Source organism: Streptomyces ambofaciens ATCC 23877 (genome assembly GCF_001267885.1).
Classification (GTDB): Bacteria; Actinomycetota; Actinomycetes; order Streptomycetales; family Streptomycetaceae; genus Streptomyces; species Streptomyces ambofaciens.
Window position 1 is genome coordinate 5,564,702 of record NZ_CP012382.1, and the last position, 19,207, is coordinate 5,583,908.

Here is a 19,207-nt window from a genome sequence, read left to right on the forward strand (position 1 = left end):
TGATGCGAGCATGGCGGGCATGGCTACACATGTGATCACCGGAGCGGGCTCCGGCATCGGCGCGGCCGTGACCCGCCGCCTGCACGAGCGCGGCGACGAGGTCGTGCTGCACGCGCGCGACGCGGGCCGTGCCAAGGAACTGGCCGCCGTGTTCCCCGGAGCGAAGACGCTGGTCGGCGACCTCGCGGACCCCGACAAGCTCTCCTGGGCCCTCTCGCACCAGACGCTGCCCGGGCGGGTGGACTCGTTGCTGCACATCGCCGGGGTGGTCGACCTCGCTCCGGTCGGCGACCTCACCCCGAAGACGTGGCGCCACCAGCTCAACGTCAACCTGGTCGCCCCCGCCGAGCTGACCCGCCTCCTCCTGCCGCAGCTGCGCGTCGCCCAGGGCCAGGTGGTCTTCGTCAACTCCGGCTCCGGCCTCAACGCCCACGTCGGCTGGTCCGCCTACGCCGCCTCCAAGCACGGCCTGAAGGCGCTGGCCGACTCCCTGCGCCAGGAGGAGCACGCGAACGGCGTGCGCGTCACCTCGGTCTACCCCGGGCGCACCGCCAGCCCCATGCAGGCCAAGGTGCACCAGCAGGAGGGCAAGGAGTACGACCCCTCGAAGTGGATCGACCCCGAGTCCGTGGCCACGACGATCCTGATGGCCCTGGACCTGCCGCGGGACGCGGAGGTCAACGACCTGACGGTGCGGCCGGGGCGGTGACGGCGCCGGGCCGTTCGGCAGGCTGCCGCGGTGACTCCGTAGGCTGCTGCGGTGACTGAAAACAGCCAGCCCGCCTTCGGCCCCGCCACCGGCATCGGTTCCCTGCCGGGTCAGGACGCCCGCGAGGCCGTGAAGACCGCCACCGGCACCTTCGAGGACTTCCCCCACCTCCCCGAACTGCCCGCCCGCGGGCCCGGTGCCGACATGATCGGCCGCACCGCCGGCATGCTCGTCGAGCTGTACGCGCGCGTGGAACCCAGCGGCTGGCGGCTCGGCGACCGGCCGGGACGGGACACCAAGCGGGCCCGTGCCTGGCTCCGCGAGGACCTCGACGCCCTGGAGGAGTTCACCCAGGGCTACGAGGGACCGGTGAAGGTCCAGGCCGTCGGCCCCTGGACGCTCGCCGCCGCGCTGGAGCTCAGGAACGGGGAGGCGGTCCTCTCCGACGCCGGCGCCTGCCGCGACCTCGCCGCCTCGCTCGCCGAGGGACTGCGCCTGCACCTCGCCGAGGTCCGGCGCCGGCTGCCCGGCGCCCGGCCCGTGCTCCAGCTCGACGAGCCGTCCCTCACCGCCGTCCTGCGCGGCCAGGTGCGCAGCGCCAGCGGCTACCGCACCCACCGGGCCGTCGACCGGCAGGTCGTCGAGGGCGCCCTGCGCGACACCGCCGCGGTGCACGGCGACGGCCCCGTCGTGGTCCACTCCTGCGCACCCGACGTGCCGTTCGCCCTGCTGCGCCGCGCGGGCGTCGCGGGCGTCTCCTTCGACTTCTCGCTCCTCACCGAGCGTGACGACGAGGCGATCGGCGAGGCGGTCGAGAGCGGCACCAGGCTGTTCGCCGGTGTCGTGCCCGGCACGGACACCGCATTGTCAGACCCTGCCGGTAGCGTCATGGGTGTCAGGACGCTGTGGCGCAGGCTGGGGCTGCATCCGGGGCTGCTCGCGGAGGCGGTGACGGTCACCCCGTCGTGCGGACTCGCGGGCGCGTCCCCCGAGTACGCCCGCCGGGCGCTCGCCCACTGCGCCCGGGCGGCGAGATCCCTCGCGGACAACCCAGAGTAACGGGAGGACCACACGGTGGCCGGCGACAAGCAAGCGGAGACGACGAGCGTGCCCGCCGAGGCGCGCGAGAAGCACGTGCAGCTCGCTGAGCAGATCGAGGAGCACCGCTTCCGGTACTACGTGAAGGACGCCCCGGTCGTCAGCGACGCGGACTTCGACCGGCTGCTGCGCTCCCTGGAGGAGCTGGAGGAGGAGTACCCGGAGCTGCGCACCCCGGACTCCCCGACCCAGAAGGTGGCCGGGTCCTACGAGACCGAGTTCACGGCCGTGGAGCACCGCTCCCGCATGCTCTCCCTCGACAACACCTTCAACGACGAGGAACTCGCCGCCTGGACCGAGCGCATCGCCAAGGAACTCGGCGAGCAGGAGTACCACTTCCTCTGCGAGCTGAAGGTCGACGGACTCGCCGTCAACCTCACCTACGAGCGCGGCCGCCTCGTGCGCGCGGCCACCCGCGGCGACGGCCGCACCGGCGAGGACATCACGCCCAACGTCCGGACCATCGCCGACATCCCCGAGCGCCTGCGGGGCGACGAGGTCCCCGACCTGGTGGAGATCCGCGGCGAGGTCTACTTCCCGATGGAGAAGTTCCAGGAGCTCAACGCCCGGTTGAACGAGGCGGGGGACAAGCCCTTCGCCAACCCGCGCAACGCGGCGGCCGGTTCACTGCGCCAGAAGGACCCGCGCGTCACCGCCACCCGCCCGCTGCACATGGTGGTCCACGGCATCGGCGTCCTGGAGGGCTTCAAGGGCATGACCCGCCTCTCCCAGGGCTACGACCTGCTCAAGTCCTGGGGCCTGCCCACCTCCCCGCACAACCGGGTGGTCGACGGCCTCGACGGCGTCCGCGAGTTCATCGCCCACTACGGCGAGAACCGCCACTCCGTGGCGCACGAGATCGACGGCGTCGTCGTCAAGCTCGACGAGATCCGCCTCCAGGGCCGGCTCGGCTCGACCGCGCGCGCACCGCGCTGGGCCATCGCCTACAAGTACGCGCCGGAGGAGGTCAACACCAAGCTCGTCGACATCAAGGTCGGCGTCGGCCGCACCGGCCGCGTCACGCCGTACGCGCAGGTCGAGCCGGTCACCGTGGCCGGCAGCGAGGTGGAGTTCGCCACGCTGCACAACCAGGAGGTCGTCAAGGCCAAGGGCGTCCTCATCGGCGACACCGTCGTGCTGCGCAAGGCCGGTGACGTGATCCCGGAGATCCTCGGACCGGTCGCCGACCTGAGGGACGGCAGCGAGCGGGAGTTCGTGATGCCGGCCGAGTGCCCCGAGTGCGGGACGCCGCTGAAGGCCATGAAGGAGGGCGACATCGACCTCCGCTGCCCCAACGCCCGCAAGTGCCCGGCCCAGTTGCGCGGCCGGCTCTCCTACCTCGCCGGCCGCGAGTGCCTGGACATCGAGCACTTCGGCGACGTGGTGGCCGCCGCGCTGACCGCGCCGCTGGAACCGGCCGAACCGCCGCTGGTGGACGAGGGGGACGTCTTCGACCTCACCGTCGAGAAGCTGCTGCCCATCAGGGCGTACGTCCTCGACCCGGACAGCGGGCTGCCCAAGCGCGACCCCAAGACGGGCGAGGAGAAGATCGCCACGGTCTTCGCCAACAAGGAGGGCGAGCCCAAGAAGAACACCCTCGCCCTGCTGAAGCACATCGAGGAAGCCAAGACCCGCCCGCTGGCCCGCTTCCTCAACGGCCTGTCCATCCGGTACGTGGGCCCCGTCGCCGCACAGGCGCTGGCGCGGGAGTTCCGCTCCATCGACCGCATCGAGCAGGCGACCGAACAGGAGCTGGCGACCGCGGAAGGCGTGGGCGACACCATCGCCGCCGCCGTCAAGGAGTGGTTCGCCGAGGAGTGGCACCGCGAGATCGTCCGCAAGTGGAAGGCGGCCGGAGTCCCGCTGGAGGACCGGTCGACCGGCGAGGACGAGGGCCCGCGCCCGCTCGAAGGGCTCACCGTCGTCGTCACCGGCACCCTGGAGAACTTCACCCGGGACGGAGCCAAGGACGCCCTGCAGAGCCGGGGCGCGAAGGTGACCGGATCGGTCTCCAAGAAGACGTCGTTCGTCGTGGTCGGCGACAACCCCGGGTCGAAGTACGACAAGGCGATGCAACTGAAGGTGCCGGTCCTGGACGAGGACGGTTTCACCGTCCTGCTCGAACAGGGACCCGAAGCGGCGGCCGGAGCGGCGCTTTCGGCCGAGGAATAGCGGTTGAAGGCCACCCGTTCGGCGCATACCAGATGCATACGGGTGGCCGGGTCGCATTCGGGCAACCGTCGGTGACCGGTGCCCCAGGAAGCCTTCCGCGGCCTACTGTTGAGATGTGCGCCTGCCGTGCCCAGCTGCGGTCGGGGCATTCTCCTGCCCCTGAGGGACAGGGGGAAAGGATGTCCGACGCGGAGCCGTTGATGGTGGTCGAGGCGGGGTCCGCGTGGCGTGGGCACCGCCGGCTGTGAGAGGGACGGGAATGGAACCGACCGAGAGCGCCGCCGCGGGCTCACGGCTGCGCGTGCGTCACATGGTGGGCGCGTGGTACGTGAGCCGGTGGCTCGGGCAGCGCGGTGGTGACGCACCGCATCCCGCGGCGGACGCCCGCGGCTCCGCGCCGTCGGCCGCCCGCCACCCCTCAGCCCTGTCCGACGCCGACGGCGAACGGCACCTGTCCTGGCCCGCGTTGCCCTCGGCGGTCGTCGCGGCCGCCGCCTTCGTACTGGGCGCCGGCTTCTACCGGGCGTTCACCGACGGCCACGCCCTCTTCCCGTCCGGCATCGCCGGCTGGTCCCTGGCCGTGCTGACCGGCATCGTCGTGGGCCACCTGGTCATGCTCGGCCGCTCCCGCTGGTGGGGCGGCACCGGCTCCGGCGCCGCCCTCACCCTCGCCGTGCTGCTGCTGTACGGCTGGGTTCCGGCCGGCATGGTCAGCCTCACGGTCGTGGTCCTGGTCGGCGTGGCCCGCCGGGGCCGCTGGCGGCACGGCGTCCTGCACGGCGCGGTGGACATCCTCGGCATCGCCGCCGGCGCCCTGGTGCTGGGTGTCTGCGGCTCCGTGCCGTCCGTGGAGAACCCCTGGGACCCGAACACGTGGGGCGTGTCCGCGGTGCCCAAGGTGGTGCTCGTGGCGGTCGCCTACCTCGCCGTCACCCGCGCCCTGCTGTGGTACCTGCAGACACCGCGCGCCGGCCTGCCCACCGTGGCGCGCAGCGCTCTGGTCAGACAGGGGCTGGTCGCCGTCGCGCTGCTCGGAATCGCGCCACTGATCTGCGTGGTCGCCGTCGCCAAGCCGCTGCTGCTGCCGCTGTTCTCGATCCCGCTGATCGCCCTCGACTCCACGCTGTGGATCGCCCGCGCCCGGGCCGAGGAGCAGCTGCGCGACCCGCTCACCGGGCTGCCCAACCGGCAGTGGCTGCTGGAGCGGACGTGGGCCGCGCTGGACGACGCCGAGCGCATCGGCGCCCGCTCCGCCCTGCTCTTGATCGACCTCGACCGGTTCCGGTCGGTCAACGACACGCTCGGACACCTGGCCGGCGACCGGCTGCTGCTGCAGACCGCCGACCGGCTGCGGCAGGCGCTGCCGCGCGGGGCGGAGGCCGCGCGGCTCGGTGGCGACGAGTTCGCCGTCTTACTGCCCGTCGCCGACTCCACCACGTCGGCGACCCGCATCACCCGGGGCCTCGTGGCCGCGCTCAGCTCCCCGATGGACCTGGACGGGCTCACCCTCGTCCTGGAGGCCAGCGCCGGGGTAGCCGTCTTCCCCGAGCACGCGCTGGACGCGGAGGGGCTGCTGCGCCGCGCGGACGTGGCGATGTACCAGGCGAAGCGGGACCGCACGGGCGTCGAGGTCTACGAGTCCAAGCGGGACTCCAACACCCCGGACCGGCTCGGACTCCTGGGCGACCTGCGCCGGGCGCTGGACGCGCACGAGGTCGAGCTGCACTACCAGCCCAAGGTCCGCTTCGACGGACAGGTCGCGGGGCTGGAGGCGCTGGTCCGCTGGGTGCACCCCGAGCGCGGCAAGGTGCCGCCGGACGAGTTCATAGCCATCGCCGAGTCCTCCGGGCTCATGCCGCACCTCACCGAGTACGTGCTGGAGACGGCGCTGGCCCAGGTCGCCCGCTGGCGCTCCCAGGGCCTGTTCGTGCCGGTCGCGGTGAACGTCTCCCCGCGCGACGTGCACACCCCCGGCTTCGCGGGCGCGGTGGCCGCCCGGCTGGCCCGGCACGGCGTCCCGGCGGGAGCGCTCCAGCTCGAGATCACGGAGCACGTCCTCCTGGAGGACCCGCAGCGCGCCGCCGACACCCTCAACGCGCTGACCGGGCACGGCGTCAAGATGTCCCTGGACGACTTCGGCACCGGCTACTCCTCCCTGGTCCACCTGCGCAGGCTCCCCGTCAGCGAGCTCAAGATCGACCGCTCGTTCGTGGCCAGGCTGGCCATCGACACCGAAGACGCCGAGATCGTGCGCTGCACCGTCGACCTCGCCCACTCCCTCGGCCTGCTCGTCGTCGCCGAGGGCGTGGAGGACGACGAGACCTGGGAACGCCTGCGCGACCTGGGCTGCGACGCCGTACAGGGCTGGCTGGTCGCGGCCGCGATGCCGCCGGAGGAGACGACGGCGTGGCTGCGCGCACGGGGCTCACGCGGCTGGGTGCGGCCGGCCGCCGCGCTGCCCGTGGCGGCGACCGACGAGTGACCGCCCGCCCGCCGGGAGCGCCCGCCCCTCGGTGAGGCGCCCGGGCGCCCACCCGCCCGCGGCCCCGCGACGAACCTCCGACCCGGCCGACCCCGGCCTGCGGCTCTCGCCCGGCCTGCGGCTCTCGCCCGGCCTGCGGCTCTCGCCCGGCCTGCGGCCCTCGCCCGGCCTGCGGCCCTCCGCCCCCTCCGCGGGCCCCGCCCGGCCCGGGAGGCGTGGTTCCGGGATGCACCCGGGGGAAACCGTTTAACGGCCACGGCGCCACGCCCCATAGGATTGGGCACGAGCCGATTGGCCCGAACCGCACACACTCACCCCAGAGGAACGCTGCATGCCTGGCATCACGCGCGAGGAGGTCGCCCACCTCGCCCGGCTGGCGCGTCTGGAGCTGAAGCCCGAAGAGCTCGAGCACTTCGCGGGACAGCTGGACGACATCATCGGCGCGGTCGCCCGCGTCAGCGAGGTCGCCGACCAAGACGTACCGCCGACCTCGCACCCGCTCCCGCTGACGAACGTCATGCGGCCGGACGAGGTCCGTCCGTCGCTCACGCCCGAGCAGGCGCTCTCCGGCGCCCCGGCCCAGGAGCAGCAGCGTTTCAAGGTGCCGCAGATCCTGGGGGAGGAGTAACCGCCATGAGCGACATCATCAAGCTCACCGCGGCCGAGATCGCCGCGAAGATCGCCTCCGGCGAGCTGACCGCCGTCGAGGTCACCGAGGCCCACCTGGCCCGCATCGAGGCCGTCGACGAGAAGGTGCACGCCTTCCTGCACGTCGACCGCGAGGGCGCGCTGGCCCAGGCCCGCGCCGTGGACGCCAAGCGCGAGCGCGGCGAGAAGCTCGGCCCGCTGGCCGGCGTCCCGCTCGCGCTCAAGGACATCTTCACCACCGAGGGCGTGCCCACGACCGTCGGTTCGAAGATCCTCGAGGGCTGGATCCCGCCGTACGACGCGACCGTCACCCAGCGCCTCAAGGCCGCCGACGTCGTCATCCTCGGCAAGACCAACATGGACGAGTTCGCCATGGGGTCCTCCACCGAGAACAGCGCCTACGGCCCGACCGGCAACCCCTGGGACCTCACCAGGATCCCCGGCGGCTCCGGCGGCGGTTCCTCCGCTGCCCTCGCCGCCTTCCAGGCGCCGCTCGCCATCGGCACCGACACCGGCGGTTCCATCCGCCAGCCCGCGGCCGTCACCGGCACGGTCGGCGTCAAGCCGACGTACGGCGGCGTCTCCCGCTACGGCATGGTGGCCTTCTCCTCCTCCCTCGACCAGGGCGGCCCCTGCGCCCGCACGGTTCTGGACGCGGCCCTGCTGCACGAGGTGATCGCCGGTCACGACCCGATGGACTCCACCTCCATCGACGCCCCGGTCCCCGCCGTCGTCGAGGCCGCCCGCAACGGCAGCGTCGCCGGGATGCGCGTCGGCGTCGTCAAGCAGTTCCGCGGCGAGGGCTACCAGGCCGGCGTCGTCCAGCGCTTCGACGAGTCCGTCGAGCTGCTGAAGGAGCTGGGCGCCGAGATCGTCGAGCTGGACTGCCCGTCCTTCGACCTCGCGCTCTCCGCGTACTACCTGATCGCGCCCTCGGAGTGCTCCTCCAACCTCGCCCGCTTCGACGGCCTGCGCTACGGCGCGCGCGTCGGCGACGACGGCACGCACTCCGCCGAGGAGGTCACCTCCCTGACCCGCGAGGCCGGCTTCGGTCCCGAGGTCAAGCGGCGCATCATGCTCGGCACGTACGCCCTCTCGAGCGGCTACTACGACGCGTACTACGGCAGCGCCCAGAAGGTCCGCACCCTCATCAAGCAGGAGTTCGAGCGGTCCTTCGAGCAGGTCGACGTGATCGTCTCCCCGACGACCCCGACCACCGCCTTCCCGATCGGTGAGCGCGCCGACGACCCGATGGCGATGTACCTCGCCGACCTGTGCACCATCCCCACCAACCTGGCGGGCAACGCGGCCATGTCGCTGCCCTGCGGCCTCGCCCCCGAGGACAACCTGCCGGTGGGCCTGCAGATCATCGCTCCCGCCATGAAGGACGACCGGCTCTACAAGGTCGGCGCCGCCGTCGAGGCCGCGTTCGTGGAAAAGTGGGGCCACCCGCTGATCGAGGAGGCACCGTCGCTGTGAGCAAGCTGTCGAAGGCCAAGGGCTTCAAGAAGTCCAAGAACGGCCTGTACCTGTCCATGGCCACCACCGCGTTCGGCGCGTTCAGCGTCGCCAAGCAGGCGAAGCTCGCCCGCACCGAGAGCGACACGCTCCGTCTGGTCGACGCCGCCGTGTCCGCCGCCGCCATCGCCACCGGCCTCGCCATCCTCTACCGCGAGCTGAAGCGGCTGGGCGACGACGACGTCCTGCTGGGCTGAGAGGGAAGTTTCACCGTGACCACCACGACCGACCTGGTGTCGTACGAGGACGCTCTGGCTTCGTACGACCCCGTCATGGGCCTCGAGGTCCATGTCGAACTCGGCACCAAGACCAAGATGTTCTGCGGCTGTTCGACCGCGCTCGGCGCCGACCCGAACACCCAGACCTGCCCGGTCTGCCTCGGCATGCCCGGCGCGCTCCCGGTCGTCAACGCGACCGGGGTCGAGTCGGCGATCCGGATCGGCCTCGCGCTGAACTGCGAGATCGCCGAGTGGTGCCGCTTCGCCCGGAAGAACTACTTCTATCCGGACATGCCGAAGAACTTCCAGACCTCCCAGTACGACGAGCCGATCGCCTTCGACGGCTACCTCGACGTGCAGCTGGAGGACGGCGAGACCTTCCGCGTGCAGATCGAGCGCGCCCACATGGAGGAGGACACCGGCAAGTCGCTGCACGTCGGCGGCGCCACCGGCCGTATCCACGGCGCTTCCCACTCCCTGCTGGACTACAACCGCGCCGGCATCCCGCTCATCGAGATCGTCACCAAGCCGATCGAGGGAGCGGGCGAGCGCGCCCCCGAGGTCGCGCGGGCGTACGTCCGTGAGCTGCGCGAACTCATCAAGGCGCTCGGTGTCTCCGAGGCCCGCATGGAGCAGGGCCAGATGCGCTGCGACGTGAACCTGTCGCTGCGCCCGCACGGCCGGGAGAAGTTCGGCACCCGCTCCGAGACGAAGAACGTGAACTCGCTGCGGTCCGTCGAGCGCGCGGCCCGCTTCGAGATCCAGCGGCACGCGGCCGTGCTGAACGGCGGCGGCACGATCGTCCAGGAGACCCGCCACTTCCACGAGGACACCGGGTCCACGACCGCGGGCCGCGTGAAGGAGGAGGCCGAGGACTACCGGTACTTCCCGGAGCCCGACCTGGTGCCGGTGGCGCCCTCGCGCGAGTGGGTCGAGGAGATCCGCTCCGCCCTGCCCGAACTGCCGCTGGTGCGCCGCAACCGGCTCCGCGAGGAGTGGGGCATCTCCGGCACCGACATGCAGTCGATCCTCAACGCCGGCGCGCTGGACCCGATCGTCGCCACGATCGACGCCGGCGCGGACGCGGCGTCCGCCCGCAAGTGGTGGATGGGGGAGCTGGCCCGCAGCGCCAACGAGTCCCAGAAGTCGCTGGACGAGCTGGCGATCACGCCGGAGCAGGTGGCCCGGGTCGCCGAGCTGGTCGACAAGGGCGACCTGAACGACAAGCTGGCCCGCCAGGTCATCCTGGGCGTCCTCGCCGGTGAGGGCACGCCGGACGAGGTCGTCGACCAGCGCGGCCTGAAGGTCGTCTCCGACGAGGGCGCGCTGACCGCCGCCGTCGACGAGGCCATCGCCGGCAACCCGGGCGTCGCCGACAAGATCCGCGGCGGCAAGGTGGCCGCGGCCGGTGCCCTGGTCGGCGCGGTCATGAAGGCGACCCGTGGTCAGGCGGACGCGGCCCGCGTCAAGGAACTGATCCTGCAGAAGCTGGGCGTCGAGGGCTGACACCCGCACTCTGAGGCGCTCCGAGGGGGATGCATCGGCAACGATGTATCCCCCTTCGGCATGCCCGCCATGTGAATAAGCCCACGAATTCCGCAAACGATCACTTCTGCCTGAAAGAGTGACGTCGCATTGCTCATGCGTTCTTTGCGGGCTGTTCACTCCATGAACGACTGTTCCCGGTCAAAGATCCACAATCAGACACCTGGGAGCACGATCGTGGCAGCCCTTGCACGCTGGTGTGTCCGACGCCGCCTCGTCGCCGTCCTGCTCTGGCTCGCCGCCTTCGGCGGCGCCGCCACCGCCGCCGTGCTCACGGGTTCCGCGTACTCCAACGACTACGGGGTCCCGGGCACCGACTCCGACCGCGCCTCCCGGCTGCTCGCCTCCGGTTTCCCCGGCCTGGGCGGCGAGAGCGACACGATCGTCTGGCACACGACGACCGGCACCGTGCGCGCCGCCGACGTCGAACAGACCATGACCCGCACCCTGGACCGCATCGCGCACCTGCCCGGGGTGGCCTCGGTCAGCAACCCGTACGACGACCCCGACTCGCCCCTGATCAGCGAGAACGACGACACCGCGTACGCCTCCGTCACGTTCCGGGACGCCTCCCAGGACGTCGACGCGGCCGAGGCCCGGGCCGTGGTCGACGCGGCCCGGGCGGCGGAGTCCGACGGCCTCCGGATCGAACTGGGCGGCGGCGCCGTAGCGCTCACCGAGGCGCCGGAAGGCCACCTCGCCGAGGCCGTCGGAGTGGCCGTCGCCGCGGTCGTGCTCTTCCTCGCCTTCGGCTCCCTGGCCGCGTCCGTGCTGCCCATCGCCACCGCGCTGGTCTCCGTCGGCACCGCCTACGCGGGGATCACCCTGCTCGGGCACTTCATGACCGTCGCCGACTTCGCCCCCATGCTGGGCACCCTCATCGGGCTCGGCGTCGGCATCGACTACGCGCTGTTCATCGTCACCCGGCACCGGCGCGGGCTGAAGCGGGGCCTGTCCGTGGCCGAGGCCGCCGAGAACGCCGTCGCGACCACGGGACGCGCGGTCGTCTTCGCGGGTGCCACCGTTTGCATCGCCCTGCTGGGCATGCTGATCCTGCGGCTCGGCTTCCTCAACGGTGTGGCCATCGCCGCCTCGCTGACCGTCCTCCTCACCGTCGCGGCCTCCGTCACCCTGCTACCGGCGCTGCTGTCGTACATCGGCCCGCGCGCCCTGAGCCGGCGCGAGCGGCGGCGCCTCGCGGAGCACGGGCCGGAACCCGAGCTGCCGACCGGTTTCGCCGCGCGCTGGTCGGCGCTGGTCGAACGCCGGCCCAAGCTCCTCGGCGCCGTCGCCCTCCTCGTCGTCACCGTCCTCGCGCTGCCCACCCTCGGCCTGCGCCTGGGCACCTCCGACCAGGGCAACGACCCCAAGGGCACCACCACCCGCCAGGCCTACGACCTCCTCGCCGAGGGCTTCGGGCCCGGCGTCAACGGCCCCCTCACGCTGGTCACCGAGGTGGGCGGAGCCGAGGACCGGCTCGCCCTGGACAACCTCGACGCCTCGCTGCGCACCACCGAGGGCGTCTCCTCGGTGACCCCGGTGGCGTACAACTCGGCCGGAGACACCGCGTTCCTCACCCTCGTACCCGAGTCGGCACCGCAGTCCCAGCGGACCAGCGACCTCGTCGAGCGGCTGCGCTCCGAGGTGCTGCCGCGCGCCGAGCGGGGCACCGCCCTGGACGTGCACGTGGGCGGGGTGACGGCCGGCTACGACGACTTCGCCGGCGTCATCGTCGGCAAGCTTCCGCTCTTCGTCGGTGTGGTCGTGGGCCTCGGCTGCCTGCTGCTCCTGCTGGCCTTCCGCTCCGTCGGCATCCCGCTCAAGGCCGCCGTGATGAACGTGGCCGCCGTCGCCGCCTCCTTCGGCGTCGTCGTCGCGATCTTCCAGTGGGGCTGGGGGAGCGAGCTGCTGGGCCTCGGCAGCGCCGGCCCCATCGAACCCTTCCTGCCCGTCATCATGGTGTCGGTGCTCTTCGGGCTCTCCATGGACTACCAGGTCTTCCTGGTCAGCCGGATGTACGAGGAGTGGCTGGAGACCGGCGACAACCGCCGGGCCGTCCGGGTCGGCCTCGCCGAGACCGGCCGGGTGATCAACTCGGCCGCGGTCATCATGATCTCGGTGTTCCTCGCCTTCGTGCTCAGCGGCGACCGGGTGATCGCCATGTTCGGCATCGCGCTCGCCGCCGCCGTCGCCCTGGACGCCTTCGTCCTGCGCACGCTCCTGGTGCCCGCCCTGATGCACCTGCTGGGCAGCGCCAACTGGTGGCTGCCGCGCAGGCTGGACAGGCTCCTGCCGCGCATCAGCATCGAGCCGCCCGAGGCCCGTACCGCCCATGAGAGGCTGGCCGCGGCGACGGACGCCGAAGTGGCGGACGTCCTTGCGGAGGAGGAACGACAGCGGGATGTACGCGATACCACTGGGTGACGACGGAGCCGAACTGCGCCCCCTGGAGACCTGGCACGCCGAGGAGTTCCTGGCGCACCTGGAGCGGGGCAGGGAGTTCATCACGGAGCACATCCCCTTCGGGGCGAAGGCCACCGACGTCGACTCCGCCCGGGAGATCCTCCAGTCCTACGCCGACCGGCACGCCGCCGACAGCGGCTTCCTGCACGGTCTGTGGCTGGACGGCGAACTCGTCGGAGGGCTGCTCTACCGGGTCTTCGACGCCGCCACCGGCGTCTGCGAGATCGGCTGCTGGCTGGAGCCCGCCGCAACGGGCCGGGGCCTCGTGACACGCGGCGCCCGTGTCCTGATCGACTGGGCCTTCGACGAGCGCGGCATGCACCGCGTCGAGTGGCACGCCTCCTCGGCCAACACCCCGAGTGTCAACGCCGCCCGGCGACTCGGCATGATGCGGGAGGGCGTGTTGCGCGAGAGCTTCCCCTACCGGGGTGCCCGCCAGGACATGGAGGTGTGGGCGGTGCTCGCGCCCGAGTGGCGTGCGGCACGTGAGGCACGCGCGCGTGCCGCTCACAAGGATCATTAAGGGACCTCTCAGACAGCGTCCGTACGGTGCGAGGCATGGGAACGAAGACAGTGGACGAGACCGGCGTGAAGACCGACAAGGACAAGACGGACGAGGCCACGGAGTCTCCCGAGAACACCGGATCCGGGACCGCCGGTTCCGAGACCGCCGGGTCCGAGACCGCCGGGGCGGGCACCGCGACCGGTGAAGACGCCGTCCCGCACGGCACCGCGGACGCCGCCGGCACCGGCGAGGACACCGACGACGCGGACACCGAGGGCGCCGGGACCGGTGCCGCGGGCGACCAGGGCGCCACCGGCGTCGGACAGGGCGCGGGCGCCGTCGTCTCCGCGGGGCTCGGCATCGTGTCGCTGACCGGCAGCTGGGTCGGCACCGTCGCGTCCGCCCGCGAGTCGGTCTTCGGGCAGCTGGAGACGACCTCGTCCTCGAACGTCCAGACCATGCTGGAGAAGGGTTACGGCGAGGCCTGGCAGGCCACCGCGCTCTGGGGCGGCGTCTTCGCGCTGATCGCGCTGATCGTCGGCGTCGTGGTGCTGGTCCGGCCCGCGTTCGGCGTGCCCGGCAAGCCGCAGGCGGCGTGGATCAAGTCGGTCTCCTGGGCCGGCGTCGCCCTGGGCGTGATCGGGCTGATCCTGGCCGTGCTCAAGTACACCGACGTCATGCTGAGCGTGCCGTCCGTGAGCTGACCCTCCGCGGCCCCGAGGGGTCTTAGGACACCGGCGTGCGCTCACGCCCGTCCTAAGACCCCTCACACACGTCTAAGGCCCCGCCCTCCGCCCGAAGATGCGGAACTTACCCGATGTGGCGGACCCCCCTGGGAGACGAAGGTTGAGGCATCGCAGCGAGCGAAGCAGAAACCACCTCTCACCAAGGGACACACCATGTTCGAGTTCGAGATCCAGCAGGCCCGTTCCGCCGAACTGATCCGCCGCGCCGACGAGGCCCGGCTGGTCCGCGAGGCCCTCCGCGCCCGCCGCGCCGCCCGCCGGGAAGCCCGCCGCGACGCCGCCCCGGCGGAGAGCCATACGTCGCGGTCGCGCCGGCACGGGTTCACCCGCGCCGCGTGAACGGGGGGACCGGGGAGGGCGGCCGTACGGCCGCCCTCCCCGCCGTCGTTCCGTCCGGCGCCCTCCTCCCGGAAAATTCCGCCGCGCTGTCGTACCCGCGTGCGATGCTCGGGTCCGTGGAGACCAGGTCCGTCAGTCCCGTGTTCGTCGGCCGCGTCGGTGAACTGGACACGCTGAACGACGCGCTCGTCCGCGCCGGCGGCGGGGGCACCGCCCCCGGGCCCGGCGCCGGGGGAGAGCCGCAGGCACTGCTGCTCGGCGGCGAGGCAGGGGTCGGCAAGACCCGCCTCGTCGAGGAGTTCGCCACCGCCGCCCGCCGGCAGGGCGCCGTGGTCGCGCTGGGCGGTTGCGTCGAGATAGGAGCCGACGGGCTCCCCTTCGCGCCCTTCTCCACCGCGCTGCGCGCCCTGCGCCGCGAACTGCCCGCGGAGATGGCCGCCGCGGCGGCCGGGCAGGAGGAGGAGCTGGCGCGGCTGCTGCCCGAACTGGGCGAGCACACCCCGGGCGCCGGCGGCGGCCGGCACGACGAGGAGAGCATGGCCCGGCTCTTCGAGCTCACCGCCCGCCTGCTGGAGCGTGTCGCCGCCCGGCACACCGTCGTCCTCGTCCTGGAGGACCTGCACTGGGCCGACGCCTCCACCCGCCACCTCATCGCCTACCTCTTCCGCACCCTGCGGACCGGCCGCCTCGTCGTCCTGGCCACCTACCGCTCCGACGACATCCACCGGCGCCACCCGCTGCGCCCCCTGCTCGCCGAACTCGACCGGCTGCGTACCGTCCGCCGCGTCGAACTCGGCCGCTTCACCCGGGAGGAGGTGGGCCGCCAGGTCGCCGGCATCCTCGCCCAGGAGCCCGATCCGCTCCAGGTCGACGAGATCTTCGAACGCTCCGACGGCAACGCCTTCTTCGTCGAGGAACTCGCCGTCGCCGCCCACGAGGGCTGCTGCGCCGGCCTCACCGACTCCCTGCGCGACCTGCTCCTGGTGCGGGTCGAGGCGCTCTCCGAGAGCGCGCAGCGGGTCGCCCGGATCGTCGCCGAGGGCGGTTCCACCGTCGAGTACCGGCTGCTCGCCGCCGTCGCCCGGCTCGCCGAGGACGACCTCATCGAGGCACTGCGCGCCGCCGTCAACGCCAACCTGCTGCTCCCGGCACCCGACGGCGACGGCTACCGGTTCCGCCACTCCCTGGTCCGCGAGGCCGTCGCCGACGACCTGCTGCCCGGCGAGCGCTCCCGGCTCAACCGCCGCTACGCCGAGGCCCTCGACGCCGACCCCACCCTGGTCCCCGCCGACGAACGCGTGATGCGCCTGGCCAGCTACTGGTACCACGCCCACGACCCCGCCAAGGCCCTGCCCGCCGTACTGGACGCCTCCGTCGAGGCCCGCCGCCGGCACGCCTACGCCGAACAACTGCGGCTGCTGGAACGCGCGATGGAGCTGTGGGACTCCGCCCCCGACGACGTACGCGCCACCCTGCGGCCCGTCGACTACACCGAGGTCTATCCGCCCTGCGGCTGTGATCCGGCCACCAAGCCGCTGCGCTACCTGGACCTGATGGCCGAGGCCGCCGTCGCCGGGCGGCTGTGCGGGGAGCGCGAGCGCGCCATGAAGATCGCCAAGCGGGCGCTCCGCCTGCTGGAGGAGGAGCAGGACGCGGGCGCCGGGGCGAGCGCGAGCAGCCGCGACCCGCAGCGCGCGGCCTGGTTCTGGACGCAGCGTTCCCTGCTGGTCCAGGCGCAGGGCCGCGGCGACGGATGGCGGGAGCTCGGCATCGCCCAGGAGCTGGTCCGTGGCCTGCCGCCGTCCGAGGTGCACGCCGAGGTGCTCTCCATGGCTGCCAGCTGGTCGATGCTGCACGACCCCGGCCCCGACGCCGTGACCGCCGCGGAGCGGGCCGTCGAGTACGCGCGCATGGTGGGCGCCGACGACATCGAGCTCAACGCCCGGCTCACCCTCGGCGGACTGATGGTCGACGCGGGGCACGTCGACGCGGGACTGGCCGAGATGTACCAGGTGAAAGACCTGGTGGTGGCGCAGGGCCGGGCCGCCGTGGTGGCCCGCAGCCACATCAACCTGCCCTCCGTCCTGGAGAGCATCGGCCGCTCCGAGGAGGCGCTCGGCATCCTGCGCGAGGGCATCGGACTGACCCGTCGGATGGGTCTGCTGGAGTCCGAGGCCTACGTGTGGGGCAATCTCGCCGAGACGCTCATCTCCCTGGGCCGCTGGGACGAGGCGGTCGAGGCCGCCGTGGTGTCCGGGGCCCCGGGCCGCAGTGCCGCACCACGCGCCGGTGCCGCCCTCAAGCGGGCCACCGTCGCGCTCGCCCGGGGCGAGACGGCCGAGGCGGCCCGGCAGCTCGCCGAGGCCCGGGCGGCCTACGGCACCCACGACACCATGCCGCAGTACCGGCTGCCGCTGGCCGCCCTCACCCTCGGCCTCGCCGCCGCCGAGGGCCGCATCCTCGACGCCCGGGCCGAACTCGACCGGGTCCTGGACTCCGGCTTCCCGCTCGGCACCCAGCGCTACGGCTGGCCCCTGCTGCTCTCCGCCGCCGAGGCCGAGGCCGACGCGCGCGGACTGCCGGCCGCCGAGGAGGGGCGTGCCGAGGTCCTCGACCGCATCGCCCTGGCCGCCAAATCGCTCACCACCGGCGCCCCCACCTGGCTCGCCCACGACAAGTGGGTCCGCGCCGAACTCCACCGCGCCGAGGGCCGGGACACCCCACAGACGTGGGCGGAGGCGGTCGCGGCCTTCGAAGTACTGGAGCGGCCCTACGAACTCGCCCGCGTCCGGCACCGGCTGGCCGTCGCCCTGCTGGACACCGGCGGCGAGGACGAGCGCGCCCGCGCCGTCGAACTGCTCCGCCTGGCCCGCGCCGTCGCCGACCACCTCGGCGCCCGCCCCCTGGCCGACGCGGTCGGCGTGCTCGCCCAGCGCGCCCGCCTCACCCTCGGCCGCGCGGCCGGTCCCGCGGCCCCCGCCGGCTCGGCCGACCCGGCCGAGGCCCTAGGACTCACCAGCCGGGAGCGCGACGTCCTGCGCCTGGTCGCCGAGGGGCGCACCAACCGCCAGATAGCGGAGACGCTGTTCATCTCCCCCAAGACGGCCAGCGTCCACGTCTCCAACATCCTGGCCAAACTCGGGGTCTCCGGCCGCGGCGAGGCGGCGGCGGTGGCCCACCGGCTGGCGCTGTTCCCGGCGCAGCGGCTCCCGTCCCGTTCCGCACGGTGACGGCTACGCTGGAGGGACGCCGACGGACGGAGGCTCCGTGTTCAACGCATTCGAGGAACTGTTCTCCCCCGGCCGCAAGCACACCCACGACGAGCAGAACCGTCTCGAACTGACCCGCGAGGACGTCGGCGACGGCGACCCCGCCCAGGGCCCGATAGACCTCACCTCGGGCAAGGTCGTCGTCCACCTGCCGCGCCCCGGGCGCGTCGAAGCGCACGAGGAGGCGCACGACGAGGACTGAGCGGCGCGGCCCGAGCGGCGCGGCCTACTTCACCTCCAGCTCCAGGATCCGGTCGTCGTCGCCCTTCGCGTCGCCCCGGCCGTCCGTGTTGCTGGTCACCAGCCACAGCTTGTCGCCGCCCGCCGGTGCCACGGTGCGCAGCCGGCCGTACTCGCCCTCCAGGAAGGCCTGCGGGTCGGCCGCGGCCTCCGTGCCCTTCAGCGGCACGCGCCACAACCGCTCGCCGCGCAGCCCGGCCGTCCAGAGGGACCCCCCGGCGTACGCGACGCCGCTGGGCGAGGCCTCGTCGGTGCTCCACTGGGCGAGCGGATCGTGGAAGCCGGAGCCGCCGCCCTTGCCCTCGGCCTCGGGCCAGCCGTAGTTGTCGCCCGGGCTGATCGCGTTCAGTTCGTCCCAGGTGTCCTGGCCGAACTCGGCGGCGAACAACCGCTGCTCGTCGTCCCAGGCCAGCCCCTGCACGTTGCGGTGGCCGTACGAGTACACCGTGGAGTCGGGGAAGGGGTTGCCGGGCGCCGGTTCGCCGTCCGGCGTCATCCGCAGGATCTTGCCGCCCAGGGACTCCTTGTCCTGGGACAGGCCCGTGTCGCCGCTCTCGCCCGTGCCGGCGTAGAGCATCTTGTCCGGGCCGAAGGCGATCCGGCCGCCGTTGTGGATGACGCCCTTGGGGATGCCCCGGAAGACCGTGTCCGGCGCGCCCAGCTGCTCACCGGGCGGCTTCTTCTCGTCGTACCGCATGCGCACGATGCGGTTGTCCGAGGCCGAGGTGAAGTACGCGTAGACCATCCGGTCCGAGGCGTAGTCCGGGGAGAGGGCGATGCCGAGGAGGCCCCCCTCGCCGGAGGCGGACACCCCGGGCACCTCGCCCAGCTCGGTCTTCTCGCCCGTCTTCTCGTCCACCCGCGTGAGCGTGGCCTCGTCACGGGAGGAGACCAGCAGCCCACCGCCCGGCAGCGGGGCCAGACCCCAGGGGCTCCGGAGCCCCGTGGCGACCGTACGGGTCACCGTCACGGAGCCCTTCGCGGGCGGGGTCTCCTCGGCGGCCGAGCCCGAGGGCGACGACTGCGCCGCCGTTCGGCTGGGGGAGGAACCGCCCTCGGCGCCCGACGCCTCCCCGTCGTCGGAGGAGCAACCGGCCGTCAACAGCAGGGCGGCGGTGGCCAACACGGTCGGCAAGGCTCGACGTGGCACGATCTTGGTCCCTTCGACGCGGCGGGGTTCTCCCTGTCATACACCGCACGCGCCCGTCGAGTTCCCGATCGAGGAACTCCGAACCCGCGAACCCGCTCCCGCCCG

General features: G+C 72.8%; 15 protein-coding genes. 14 read left to right on the forward strand and 1 reads right to left on the reverse strand.

All coding sequences use genetic code 11. The annotated features are described in order from the left end of the window. Window positions 1–10: 10 nt before the first annotated feature. The 14 genes from SAM23877_RS24885 (at window position 11) to SAM23877_RS24950 (ending at window position 17,914) form a co-directional block, all read left to right on the forward strand. Window positions 11–709: an SDR family oxidoreductase gene (locus tag SAM23877_RS24885; RefSeq protein ID WP_079030414.1), complete on the forward strand. Its 699-nt coding sequence runs from the start codon at window positions 11–13 to the stop codon at window positions 707–709. Window positions 710–760: 51 nt separating this feature from the next. After that, entirely contained in the window at window positions 761–1,768 is a 1,008-nt protein-coding gene (locus SAM23877_RS24890) for a methionine synthase (RefSeq protein WP_053137440.1), read from the forward strand. A 15-nt stretch (window positions 1,769–1,783) separates the two neighbouring features. Beyond that, window positions 1,784–3,979, forward strand: coding sequence for an NAD-dependent DNA ligase LigA (ligA, locus tag SAM23877_RS24895; RefSeq protein WP_053137444.1), 2,196 nt, complete (start codon window positions 1,784–1,786; stop codon window positions 3,977–3,979). Window positions 3,980–4,238: 259 nt separating this feature from the next. Then, entirely contained in the window at window positions 4,239–6,461 is a 2,223-nt protein-coding gene (locus SAM23877_RS24900; RefSeq protein WP_053137447.1) for a putative bifunctional diguanylate cyclase/phosphodiesterase, read from the forward strand. Between the two features lie 331 nt (window positions 6,462–6,792). Then, complete coding sequence (gene gatC, locus SAM23877_RS24905; protein ID WP_003973500.1) at window positions 6,793–7,089, forward strand: Asp-tRNA(Asn)/Glu-tRNA(Gln) amidotransferase subunit GatC; 297 nt, start codon at window positions 6,793–6,795, stop codon at window positions 7,087–7,089. Between the two features lie 5 nt (window positions 7,090–7,094). Next, the gene (gatA, locus tag SAM23877_RS24910) at window positions 7,095–8,588 is read left to right on the forward strand and encodes an Asp-tRNA(Asn)/Glu-tRNA(Gln) amidotransferase subunit GatA (protein ID WP_053137450.1); all 1,494 of its coding nucleotides are present in this window, start codon (window positions 7,095–7,097) and stop codon (window positions 8,586–8,588) included. After that, window positions 8,585–8,824 carry a hypothetical protein gene (locus SAM23877_RS24915; RefSeq protein WP_053137453.1) on the forward strand — a complete coding sequence of 80 codons (240 nt, stop codon included), beginning with the start codon at window positions 8,585–8,587 and terminating at the stop codon, window positions 8,822–8,824. Before gatA ends, SAM23877_RS24915 begins: the two co-directional genes overlap by 4 nt. Before the next feature lie 15 nt (window positions 8,825–8,839). Then, the gene (gatB, locus tag SAM23877_RS24920) at window positions 8,840–10,351 is read left to right on the forward strand and encodes an Asp-tRNA(Asn)/Glu-tRNA(Gln) amidotransferase subunit GatB (protein WP_053137456.1); all 1,512 of its coding nucleotides are present in this window, start codon (window positions 8,840–8,842) and stop codon (window positions 10,349–10,351) included. Window positions 10,352–10,567: 216 nt separating this feature from the next. After that, the gene (locus SAM23877_RS24925; RefSeq protein WP_053137459.1) at window positions 10,568–12,814 is read left to right on the forward strand and encodes an MMPL family transporter; all 2,247 of its coding nucleotides are present in this window, start codon (window positions 10,568–10,570) and stop codon (window positions 12,812–12,814) included. Beyond that, window positions 12,792–13,376 (forward strand): GNAT family N-acetyltransferase, encoded by a 585-nt coding sequence (locus SAM23877_RS24930; protein ID WP_053137461.1) that lies wholly within the window; start codon window positions 12,792–12,794, stop codon window positions 13,374–13,376. The genes SAM23877_RS24925 and SAM23877_RS24930 overlap by 23 nt, the downstream gene beginning before the upstream one ends. A gap of 35 nt (window positions 13,377–13,411) precedes the next feature. Continuing rightward, window positions 13,412–14,062: a hypothetical protein gene (locus tag SAM23877_RS24935; protein ID WP_053137465.1), complete on the forward strand. Its 651-nt coding sequence runs from the start codon at window positions 13,412–13,414 to the stop codon at window positions 14,060–14,062. Between the two features lie 195 nt (window positions 14,063–14,257). Next, on the forward strand, window positions 14,258–14,443 hold the full coding sequence (locus tag SAM23877_RS24940; protein WP_053137467.1) for a hypothetical protein: 186 nt from the start codon (window positions 14,258–14,260) through the stop codon (window positions 14,441–14,443). A gap of 104 nt (window positions 14,444–14,547) precedes the next feature. Then, window positions 14,548–17,673 carry a helix-turn-helix transcriptional regulator gene (locus tag SAM23877_RS24945; RefSeq protein WP_053137470.1) on the forward strand — a complete coding sequence of 1,042 codons (3,126 nt, stop codon included), beginning with the start codon at window positions 14,548–14,550 and terminating at the stop codon, window positions 17,671–17,673. A gap of 37 nt (window positions 17,674–17,710) precedes the next feature. Beyond that, window positions 17,711–17,914, forward strand: a complete 204-nt coding sequence (locus SAM23877_RS24950; protein ID WP_053137472.1) for a DUF6191 domain-containing protein — start codon at window positions 17,711–17,713, stop codon at window positions 17,912–17,914. A 24-nt stretch (window positions 17,915–17,938) separates the two neighbouring features. On the opposite strand, the gene SAM23877_RS24955 is transcribed toward SAM23877_RS24950, so the two are convergent. Further along, complete coding sequence (locus SAM23877_RS24955) at window positions 17,939–19,102, reverse strand: PQQ-dependent sugar dehydrogenase (protein WP_053137475.1); 1,164 nt, start codon at window positions 19,100–19,102, stop codon at window positions 17,939–17,941. Window positions 19,103–19,207: the final 105 nt, after the last annotated feature.